The organism is Pseudomonas brassicacearum, assembly GCF_003732265.1.
GTDB lineage: Bacteria > Pseudomonadota > Gammaproteobacteria > Pseudomonadales > Pseudomonadaceae > Aquipseudomonas > Aquipseudomonas brassicacearum_D.
The window spans coordinates 1-516 of the sequence record NZ_MOBK01000433.1 but is presented as its reverse complement, the minus strand read 5'-3'; the positions used below and the strand labels follow the sequence as shown (position 1 = coordinate 516).

The window sequence follows — 516 nt, the reverse complement described above, 5'->3', positions numbered from 1 at the left end:
GATTGACTTGTTTGATCCGTCGCTGCAACTCGCTACCGAGTTTGTCCCCGGCCATCATCGCCGTGCGATCGCCGTGGCTGACGCGCCACAGCACTTCATACAGCAAACTCCAGCGTTGATCGCCGCGATAGCGCGAGGCTTGCTCCAGCGTGTCGAGCAGCGCTCGCGGAATACGTGCCTGAAACGGCCCCTGCCCTTCAGGCACCGGCTCATCACTGGCAAACAGATCACCCACACCCTCCGAGGCCCAGCTCACCAGACTCGGGTCGACTTCATGGCTCAGCAACCAGCGCGCTTGCTGGCGCCAAGTATCGAACAGATCATCGCAATCGAGATTGATCATCCCCACAGCCCCATCTGCTGCGGCATCGGCCGGTCACGCAATTGCTGATAGAGCAAATGGCTGGTGACCTCGGCCTGCTGCGGGTGATAGTCGCTGGTGATGATGAACGGCTTCGCCTTGGCCAGCACACAGCGCATGCGCGCGACATCTTCGTAGCGGATTCGCCGCTGTCG

2 pseudogenes are annotated in these 516 nt (G+C 61.0%); both read right to left on the bottom strand.

What is annotated here, in order from left to right:
- A pseudogene (locus tag BK660_RS32095) lies at positions 1-343 on the bottom strand (TIGR03915 family putative DNA repair protein); the annotation flags it as partial.
- Positions 340-516 (bottom strand): annotated as a pseudogene (locus BK660_RS32090) (putative DNA modification/repair radical SAM protein); the annotation flags it as partial. The pseudogenes BK660_RS32090 and BK660_RS32095, both read right to left, overlap by 4 nt.